General features: G+C 45.3%; 9 protein-coding genes and 2 pseudogenes. 8 read left to right on the top strand and 3 right to left on the bottom strand.

Going from position 1 to position 9165, the window contains the following annotated elements:
- Positions 1-640: ribose-5-phosphate isomerase RpiA (rpiA, locus tag ACRC32_RS04075; RefSeq protein ID WP_438552776.1), on the bottom strand; the 640-nt coding region annotated here is incomplete at its 3' end.
- A 137-nt stretch (positions 641-777) separates the two neighbouring features.
- Between rpiA and ACRC32_RS04070 the strand changes: the two genes are divergently transcribed.
- Entirely contained in the window at positions 778-1989 is a 1212-nt protein-coding gene (locus tag ACRC32_RS04070; protein WP_438552775.1) for an esterase-like activity of phytase family protein, read from the top strand.
- Between the two features lie 35 nt (positions 1990-2024).
- On the opposite strand, the gene ACRC32_RS04065 is transcribed toward ACRC32_RS04070, so the two are convergent.
- Positions 2025-2417 (bottom strand): hypothetical protein, encoded by a 393-nt coding sequence (locus ACRC32_RS04065; RefSeq protein ID WP_438552774.1) that lies wholly within the window; start codon positions 2415-2417, stop codon positions 2025-2027.
- A gap of 370 nt (positions 2418-2787) precedes the next feature.
- Between ACRC32_RS04065 and rppA the strand changes: the two genes are divergently transcribed.
- The 3 genes from rppA to ACRC32_RS04050 all read left to right on the top strand — a co-directional run bounded on the left by rppA (position 2788) and on the right by ACRC32_RS04050 (position 6591).
- Complete coding sequence (gene rppA / locus ACRC32_RS04060) at positions 2788-3462, top strand: two-component system response regulator RppA (protein WP_438552773.1); 675 nt, start codon at positions 2788-2790, stop codon at positions 3460-3462.
- Positions 3463-3635: 173 nt separating this feature from the next.
- Positions 3636-4928: a sensor histidine kinase gene (locus ACRC32_RS04055; RefSeq protein WP_438552772.1), complete on the top strand. Its 1293-nt coding sequence runs from the start codon at positions 3636-3638 to the stop codon at positions 4926-4928.
- Positions 4929-5241: 313 nt separating this feature from the next.
- A complete protein-coding gene (locus ACRC32_RS04050) occupies positions 5242-6591 on the top strand; it encodes an APC family permease (protein WP_438552771.1) in 1350 nt (449 codons plus the stop codon).
- 28 nt (positions 6592-6619) lie between these two features.
- Here the strand turns inward: ACRC32_RS04050 and ACRC32_RS04045 are convergent, their stop codons facing one another.
- Positions 6620-6844, bottom strand: coding sequence for a hypothetical protein (locus ACRC32_RS04045; protein ID WP_438552770.1), 225 nt, complete (start codon positions 6842-6844; stop codon positions 6620-6622).
- Between ACRC32_RS04045 and ACRC32_RS04040 the strand changes: the two genes are divergently transcribed.
- From ACRC32_RS04040 to ACRC32_RS04025, 4 genes and pseudogenes are all read left to right on the top strand, one after another.
- Positions 6832-7488, top strand: coding sequence for an SAM-dependent methyltransferase (locus ACRC32_RS04040; protein ID WP_438552769.1), 657 nt, complete (start codon positions 6832-6834; stop codon positions 7486-7488). The two genes, ACRC32_RS04045 and ACRC32_RS04040, sit on opposite strands and share 13 nt — an antisense overlap.
- Before the next feature lie 137 nt (positions 7489-7625).
- A complete protein-coding gene (locus ACRC32_RS04035) occupies positions 7626-8615 on the top strand; it encodes a M28 family peptidase (protein ID WP_438552768.1) in 990 nt (329 codons plus the stop codon).
- Between the two features lie 46 nt (positions 8616-8661).
- A pseudogene (locus ACRC32_RS04030) lies at positions 8662-8787 on the top strand (aminopeptidase); the annotation flags it as partial.
- Between the two features lie 95 nt (positions 8788-8882).
- Positions 8883-9165: pseudogene (locus tag ACRC32_RS04025) on the top strand (serine protease); the annotation flags it as partial.

Here is a 9165-nt window from a genome sequence, read left to right as displayed (position 1 = left end):
AGATGCCGTTTTCCAGTACGCCAGGAATGTTGTTGAGGGTTTTTTCTAATTCGGCGGGGTTATCGATCGCATCAAACCTAACATCAATCACCATGTTACCTTGGTCGGTGATTACGGGTCCGGCTTTTTTTACGCCCATCCGTAGTTCCGGTTTACCACCTAGCTTTTCAATTGCCCGCATGACGGGTGAAATTGCCATTGGGATGACTTCTACTGGGACTGCAAATACAGAACCCAATCGGTCTACCAGCTTACCGCTATCGACAACAACGATAAATTGTTGTGCTAGGTAGTCTACAACCTTTTCACGGGTATGGGCAGCACCACCACCTTTAATTAAATTTTTCTGCGGATCGACTTCATCCGCACCATCAATTGCCAAGTCAATATGGTCTATAGCGTCTAGAGTAGTGAGAGGAATGCCATATTGTTTAGATAGGACTTCGGCTTGAAATGAAGTAGGAATACCAACAATATCTTTGAGGTCGCCAGACTTGAGGCGATCGCCGATATATTGAATTGCATAGGCTGTGGTGGAACCCGTCCCGAGTCCGACAATCGTACCAGATTTTACCAAGGCAGCGGCGGCTTTGCCGACTTCCTGTTTCATCGTTTTTACTGGATCTGCTGCTGCGGTCATGCTCAAAACTCAATTTCAAAACTCAATCTTCTGCCGCGATTAGTATATAGCGCTACGGGACGATGAGAAAGAGGGAGTCGGGAGTCAAGAGTCGGGAGTCGGGGGACAAGGGAGTGATAAGGAGGAAATCTAGAGGAATGGAATTTATATCTACACAAGCTAAGCCTATTATTGCTGAGTTGAAACTCGTGAGATTTTTGAGAACCTGTGTAAGCAGGTTTTGTCCGTTTAGCGGTGACTTTAATCGCCTGTTTATGCAGGTAATTTTAGTTGGCGCGATCGCATTTTTGAGTCTACTCTCGTTTGCAACTCCAGCACTAGCGGTAAAAGATCGATTATTCCTCGACCTCTCGCTGGAATATTTAGGAGAATATCAACCGCCAACAAAAAATATTTCCAACGCACCAGCAGGGTTTTCGGCAATTACTTATGATAAACGTCGCGATCGCTTTTATGCTGTTTCTAGTAATGAAATAGTCACTCTTAAGTGGAGTTTTAAACCCGATCCTGAAGAGATAAAAATTCAAGATATCGAGCTTGAATCTGTGACTTCCCTTCTCGATAAAGACGGCAAGCTCTATGACTCAGAAACCTTTTTTGCTAAGGGAATTGCTTTAACACCGCAGCAGACTGTATATATTTCCGGTTCTCAGATAAGTGGGGAGCGATCGCTTCCTTTTATCCGAGAATTCGATCTCAAAACTGGACAGTTGCTGCAAAGCCTGACTCTTCCCAAACGATATATTTCTGAGATCGTACAGGAAAAAGAGCAAAACCAGAATACTCAAATTACTCAAGACGATATAACATTTGCTGCTTTAGCTTTTAACGCGACTGGTACTGTTCCAACAAGTGGAGAACCAGTGAATTTATTTACTGCTACTGAGTCAACACTAGTACAAGACCGAGATGTGTCTAATTCTAGACCTAATTCTAAACAAGGAAAAGCTCGGCTACTACACTATTTAATTGGCTACGGGTCACCAATGCTACTAGCAGAATATGCTTATCCTCTTGATGCCGCACTTGAAGAGTTATTGTCTGTAGAAGGCGTGCATTTTCTCAGTCTAGAACTACAGCCAGCAGCAAAAACTGGGAAAATTTATCAAATTGTTACTAGCGGCGCAACTGATACATCAAAAGTTGAGAGTCTCAAAGGCAAAATTAGAGGAGTGAGAGAAATTAAGAAAAAGTTAGTTTTAGACTTGCAGGAGTTAGGTATTTCTCTAGAAAATGCATCAGGAATGACTTTTGGTTCTCGCTTAGCTGATGGAACTAAAAGTTTAATAGTTATGAATAATGACCAACAAAAAACCAAGTTTCTGCTTTTTCGCCTGCGCTATCAATGATTTGATACTGTCTTCACTCCTATTTATTAACGAATTTATCTAAAATCAACTTGATAGTGAACTGTTTTTTGAATTTGCTCTAAAGACAAGCCTAATTCGCGTGATAATGCTATTTCTATTTGGCTAACTTCTGTAAAGGGAAACTCAAACTCTAATTTTTTTAAGGCAGAATTAGCAGTTTTCACTTTAACTTTAGAAAAGCCCCGATGATATTTAATCTCAACTCCAATTGAAAGGATGACCTTAGTTGGTTGTTCTTGCACTGGAGTGTTGGCTTGGATTGGAGTTGTGACGTAATAAGAGCGTTGTAAAATTTTATCGGCGATCGCTCCTCCACCGCTCCAAAAAGCGATCGCCAAAATCGGTAGCGGCAACCAAAATTCTAATCCCAGGGATTTGAGAGGGTAAAGCGATCGCAGTCTGCGCATCAGATAGTCAACACAGTTCGGCTACTATTATCCATATAAGTCTATCTCGTATAGAGATGTTAAATGTAACGCCATTCACACCCCTAACTTGAATCTCGGCATGACTTCTGTGAGGGCGGTTTTAACCGCAAAATCATTTGTTTCCAGCACAGGAAGCTGGAAACAACCCACCCCTACAACTTCTGACTTCCCGGTACGGGCGGGTTTAACCGCAAAATTATTTGTTTCTAGTACAGGAAGCTGGAAAAAAACCCGCCCCTACAACTTCTAATTTCCCGGTACGGGCGGGTTTAACCGCAAAATTATTTGTTTCTAGTACAGGAAGCTGGAAAAAAACCCGCCCCTACAACTTCTGACTTCGTATTGACCTATGGTAATTTTACTTGTAGAAGACGATCCAGCACAGTTAGAACCCATACACGCTGCTCTTTCCCAAGCAGGACATACTGTAGATACTGCTAAAGATGGTGAAACGGCGCAATGGTTGATGACTCAGAAAGATTATGACTTGCTAATCGTAGACTGGATGTTGCCGAAAGTGAGTGGTGTGAGTTTGTGCCAGCAGTACCGTCAAACTGGTAAAACTGCCCCAGTACTGCTTCTGACGGCAAAGGATACCATAGCAGATAAAGTTGTAGGCTTAGATGCGGGAGCAGATGATTATCTCGTTAAACCAATCGATCTGCTAGAGTTATTGGCAAGAGTCAGGGCATTAGGCAGGCGATCGCCCCAATGGCAAGGTGACACGACGATAGTTGGCGATCTTCAACTCCATCGTCCCACGCTAACCTTAGAACGAGGAGAGGCGATCGCTCAACTTTCAGTGCGAGAATTTCAACTGATGGAATATTTCATGCGTCATCCCCGTCAAGTCCTCTCTCGCGAACAAATTGAAAGCACTTTATGGGAATGGGGAACAGAACCAGAAAGTAATGCCGTGACTACACTAGTGAGAAGACTACGCCAGCGAATGCAAGCCGTCGGAGCCAAAGATTGGTTGGAAACTGTTTATGGTATGGGATATCGATTGAATGCACCTGAATAGAGGGGTCATTTGTCATTTGTGAATGGGTAATTGGTAATTGGTAATTGGGTGGCGAGTGGTGCGTGAATCGCTTCTGACTTGTGACTTGTGACTTGTGACTTCTCCTCTGCTCCCTTGTCCCCCTTGTCCCCTTTATCCCCTCACTCCTCGCTCCTCACTCCTCATCCCTCATTATGTTCAGTCGCAGTCGTCGTAACATAGCTTGTTGGTTTGCTCTATCGATGGGAAGCATCCTCGTGGTTTTTGCGGGGGTAGTTTACTACTTGGAAGTGGAAGAGCAATTGCGGAATTTCGATCGCAATTTGTATAAAAAGACGAAAGCGATCGCGACGGATGCAGAGTACCAATTTTATCAGGGTCGGTGGCAGTTCGATCTGGAACAACTGCCGATGCTAAGCAATAATACATTACCAATAACAGGAGATATTGCTTACGCTCGCTGGTACAACTCTAAAGGGGAATTAGTCCAATTTGTTGGTTCTCCGCCTGCACCGAAGTATCTCAAGCTGGCTCCTGGTTTTGAGACAATTCAAACTCCCACACGCTCAAAACTGCTTAAACTTTCTAGCTCTAAAACATGGCTGCGGCAGATCACATTACCAGTTTTAAAAGCGGATTTGCTCATCGGTTATTTGCAAGTTGCAACTCCAATGACTTCTATGCGCCAGAGTCTAGAGCAAACGCGCTTGTATCTTTCGCTCGGCGTACCGCTAGCTCTTAGTACAATTGGGCTGACAGGGTGGTACTTGGCAGGGCTGGCGATGAAACCAATTCGCCGTGCTTACGAGCAACTACAGCGTTTTACTGCTGATGCTTCACACGAATTACGCGCCCCTCTCGCAGCAATTTTGAGTAATGCCCAAGTGGGCTTATTAGCACCAGCAGAAGATACAACGAGTCCGCGCCAGCGTTTAGAAAATATTGTCGATTTGTCAAAATCAATGAGTACGCTGATCGGTAATTTGCTATTTTTAGCACGTCATGAAGGAGCGTTAGCTGCTGAAGCTCTCAAAAGTATCGATTTAGTCAGCTTGCTGAAACGATTAGTGAGTGAATATCAAGCACAAGCAGCAACACAGGGGTTAGATTTTGTTGTTCAACTGCCAGAACAACCAATAAAACTCGTTGCCGAACCAGATTTATTGCAACAAGCGGTGAGAAATCTGCTGAATAATGCTTTCAAGTACACTCCACCTGAAGGTAGAGTTTGCTTGCGAATATTTAGCCAATCTTATCGAGCAATCCTGCAAATTGAAGACAATGGCATCGGCATTCCGGCTGAAGATTTACCCCATATTTTTGAGCGGTTCTATCGCGTAGACACCGTGCGATCGCGTCAGACGGGTGGATTTGGTCTGGGCTTAGCGATCGCCAAACAAATTGTAGAGGCACACAAAGGCAAAATCACCGTTCAAAGTACCCTGGGACAAGGCGCAACTTTTAAAATTGAACTGCCTTTAAGGTAATTTATCAGTTATCAGTCATCAGTTATCAGCTAATTCCGACTTACGACTTACGACTTACGACTTCTCAATGACACATTCATGTCATATTTGTGCGGCAAACTCAATTTAAAGTAATATGCAGAAGTCGCTGACTTCTAGCAACTTTTACTTGTAAATACCCGTTGAGAAATTTAGTTATACAGCAATGAGTTGTGGCTAAAAATTGACGAACTTACCACCAAGTACCTTTTTAATACAAGTACCATTAGCCAGAAGCAGTAGATATGACCGAGCTTTCTAATTGACATAAGTCTTCACCTAAAAAATTGACGATATGGCAAATAAAGTAGCATCACCGACGCTGAAGCCAACCCTTTCAGTGCTGGACGCAAGCGCGATCGTCGTCGGTATGGTGATTGGCGCTGGAATTTTTGAGACTCCCACCCTAGTAGCTCAAAATACCGGTAGTCAAGGCGCTATCTTATTCGCCTGGCTGCTAGGTGGGGTTGCCTCACTAATTGGCGCTCTTTGCTATGCCGAGTTGACGACAGCATATCCTCATCCAGGTGGGGATTACCATTATTTCATGCGTGCCTTTGGTACGAACATTGCTTTTCTGTTCGCCTGGGCGCGGATGACAGTGATCCAAACTGGCTCGATCGCTCTATTTGCATTCTTGCTCGGTGACTATGCGTCTCAAATCTTGCCATTAGGTAGTTATTCTTCTGCCATCTATGCAGCCCTTTGTATTGCCATCCTTACGGGGTTACATATAATGGGCGTGAGACAGGGAAAGTGGACGCAGAACATACTAACGCTGGTAGAAATACTGGGTTTGCTGTTAGTAATTGTTGCTGGACTAATTACTGTTGCTAAGACTGCTCCCGTACCTAACGGTGCGCCAACCAATGGCAGCAGTGCTTTCGGACTGGCAATGGTCTTCGTATTGTTGACCTATGGCGGTTGGAATGAAGCAGCTTACATTTCGGCAGAAGTGCAGGATGCCAGACGCAACATGGTTAAGACTCTGCTTTTGAGTATCTCTATCATTGCCGGACTCTACATATTAGTCAATTTTGCCTATATTCACGGGCTGGGTATTGCTGGTGTAGCAAATTCCAAAGCAGTAGCAGCCGATTTGATGCGACAGGTGTTTGGTGAAGGTGGAGCGAAACTGATTAGCTTTATTGTTGCCATTACTGCCTTGAGTTCGATCAATGCCACGATTTTTACGGGAGCGCGAACGAACTTTGCTTTAGGACAAGACTTTCGATCGTTTTCTGTTCTAGGACAATGGAGCGATCGCCGCCACACACCTACCAATGCTTTACTCGTTCAAGGGGCGATCGCATTGGCACTCGTCCTGTTAGGAACCATCACCCACGAAGGCGAGAAGGGGTTTGAGACGATGATCGCCTACACTTCACCCGTGTTCTGGTTCTTTTTTCTCCTGTCGGGGATAACGTTATTCGTCCTTCGACAGCGCGAACCTAACACGTCTCGTCCTTTCCGCGTTCCTGGCTATCCAATTACCCCGTTGATGTTTTGTGCTATTTGTGCATATCTACTTTATTCCAGTATTACCTATGCTTCCAGTCAGGCATACAGTATCGGGGCGATCGTTGGCATTGGCGTGATGGTTGTGGGCGTACCTGTACTGTTTTGGGTGCGACGCAGGCACTAGAGATAGGGCAATAGAGAAAAGTCAAAAGTCAAAAGTCAAAAGTCAAAATCGAGGAAACGGGAGACAGTTGACGGTAGTTGGTAGTTGCGTGGTTTTTCTCCCTCAGCTCCCATTCTCCGAGAAGGGCTATTCTCCGAGAAGCCACCCTTCGGGTGTCTACGCCATACAGCCACTTCAGCTCCCTCAGCTCTCTTGCCTCCCTGCTCCCTGCTCCCTGAGAACTAACAAGAGGAAATACAGATGCAATTACCACTAATACTCAAACCGATCGCGGTAGGTGCGATCGCCGTTAGTATGGGCATTATCGGTTGTACGCAACAGACAGGGCTGAATGCCCAGGCAGAACCTAACATTGCTCAAACAACTCAAACAGCACCACCAGCAGGACAAACCGAACAACGGGAACCTGACGTACCTTACGTGCCTACACCTCAAGAAGTGGTGGATGAAATGCTCAAACTGGCAAAAGTTCAAAAAGGAGATGTCCTCTACGATCTAGGTAGCGGTGACGGACGCATTCCTATTACTGCCGTGAGAGAATATGGCGTAAAAAGTGCTGTAGGTATAGATATCAATCCCGAGCGCATTGAAGAAGCAAACGAAAATGCCAAAAAAGCAGGCGTGAGCGATCGCGTGCAATTTCTCAATCAAGATTTGTTTAAGTCCAATTTTAATGAAGCCTCTGTCGTGACGCTGTACCTACTACCAGATATTAACGTCAAACTGCGACCCCAGTTATTCAAACAATTGAAACCTGGTACTCGTATTGTTTCTCACGATTTTGACATGGGTGAATGGAAACCCGAGCGCACGGTACAAGTACAAGGACCAAACCGGACTCACACCCTTTATTACTGGGTCGTTCCTGAAAAACCACCAGCTAATTTACAGGGGTGAGGAGCGAGGAGTGAGGAGCGACGGGTAAGAGAGTGGTGCGTGAAATACTTACAACTTATGACTTACAACTTTTTCCTTGTTTCCCTTGTTCCCTTCATCCCTGCTCCCTACTGCCTACTCCCTGCTCCCTACTCCCTATGAAATACGCAATACTCATAACTACTTTAGTCGCCCTACCTACGGCGAGTTTGGCGCAGTCTGGACGGGCTGGGGCAGATGTGGAAGCCTTGGTAAAACTCGGTCCTAGAGTGGCTGGTACGCCAGTTATGGCAAAGGCAAGTGACTATCTAGAGGCGGAGTACCGCAAAGCTGGCTACACAACTCAAATTCAAACTTTTACCTACTCTCGATTTGAGGATTTAGGCTCGAGTTTGACAGTAGGAAAGACCAAAACTACAGGTTTACCTCTGAGTGGATCGGTTGCAGGTAAAGTTGATGCACCGCTGGTAGTTGTAACCAACGTCGGACGACCGGAGGATTTTGCTCGGGTTGATGTTAAAGGCGCGATCGCAGTTGTCCAAAGAGGAGAAATTCGGTTTTCCGAAAAGGTACAAAATGCCAGTACTGCGGGTGCGGTAGCCGTGGCAATTATTAATGACAGATCGGGAAAACTCGCGGCTTCTCTTGGTGGTGGAGTCAGTAAAATTCCTGTTTTGGCTTTATCTAGAGAACAAGGCTCTGCTTTACTACAAAGTTCTCAAACCCAACAGTCAGCTAGCTTACATGTCAATACTCGGCAACGTCAAGTTACTGGACGTAATGTAGTAGCTCATCTACCTGGTAGCGCTAGACCTCAAATACTTCTGGGCGCTCATTACGACTCCGTACCAGGTGCGCCAGGGGCGAATGACAACGCTTCTGGAACGGCTGTTCTTTTAGAAATTGCCCGCAGAATCTCTGAAACTCCCTTAGCAAACCAAACTTGGTTTGTGGCTTTTGATGGCGAAGAAGACGGGTTACATGGTTCTAAAGCTTTCGTACAAACCGCCCAACCACAGTTTATCTCTAGCCTTAAGGCAATGCTAAATTTTGATATGGTAGGCGTAAATTCTAGTCTTCGCGTGAGTGGTACACCTCAGCTCACAGCCCGAGTGAAAGCAGCGCAAAGTAGGTTATTCCACTTCTGAATCTTACAGTGGTAGCGACCATGCTTCCTTCGCAGCGGCAAAAGTTCCAGTTTTATTTTTTCATCGAGGGCGCGAGCCTAACTACCACACGCCAAACGACAAGCAAGTAGACTCAAATCTACTCGATGAAACTGTCAGCGTGGGACTAGAGATTGTCGAGCAATTGCTTTGAAGTGTGGGCTGTTAACAGTTAATGGTTAACAGTTTGCAATCAAGTATTAACCATCAATCAACAACTATCAATCAATAACAAACAACAAACCTACAATGTCTCAGAATTCTGTTGTGAAAAAGTCAGTAACTTATTTATCTTTAATATTTATGGGGGCTGCGGGTAGTTTGTTAGGAACCCAATTATTACCCAACCGACCGGAGTTAATCCCACCATCAGTTGCTCAGCTCCCGGCTCAGGTTCCTAGCGGAAACATTAACTTTATTGCTAACGCTGTAGACCGTACTGGTGCAGCTGTCGTCCGTATTGATGCGGCACGGGCTACCCGCGCTAGACAACCTGGAGCTAGGATAGTGCGGGGAACTGGCTCGGGCTTTA

The organism is Chroococcidiopsis sp. (assembly GCF_051657925.1).
GTDB lineage: Bacteria > Cyanobacteriota > Cyanobacteriia > Cyanobacteriales > Chroococcidiopsidaceae > Chroococcidiopsis.
Note: the sequence above shows the minus strand (reverse complement) of the source record. Positions and strands in the feature narration are given on the sequence as shown.

What these genes read in the sequence shown, in the direction of transcription:
- ACRC32_RS04070 (WP_438552775.1), top strand. Translation starts at nt 778, where the DNA reads ATGGAATTTATATCTACACAAGCTAAGCCTATTATTGCTGAGTTGAAA.
- ACRC32_RS04065 (WP_438552774.1), bottom strand. Translation starts at nt 2,417, where the DNA reads ATGCGCAGACTGCGATCGCTTTACCCTCTCAAATCCCTGGGATTAGAA.
- rppA (WP_438552773.1), top strand. Translation starts at nt 2,788, where the DNA reads ATGGTAATTTTACTTGTAGAAGACGATCCAGCACAGTTAGAACCCATA.
- ACRC32_RS04055 (WP_438552772.1), top strand. Translation starts at nt 3,636, where the DNA reads ATGTTCAGTCGCAGTCGTCGTAACATAGCTTGTTGGTTTGCTCTATCG.
- ACRC32_RS04050 (WP_438552771.1), top strand. Translation starts at nt 5,242, where the DNA reads ATGGCAAATAAAGTAGCATCACCGACGCTGAAGCCAACCCTTTCAGTG.
- ACRC32_RS04040 (WP_438552769.1), top strand. Translation starts at nt 6,832, where the DNA reads ATGCAATTACCACTAATACTCAAACCGATCGCGGTAGGTGCGATCGCC.
- ACRC32_RS04035 (WP_438552768.1), top strand. Translation starts at nt 7,626, where the DNA reads ATGAAATACGCAATACTCATAACTACTTTAGTCGCCCTACCTACGGCG.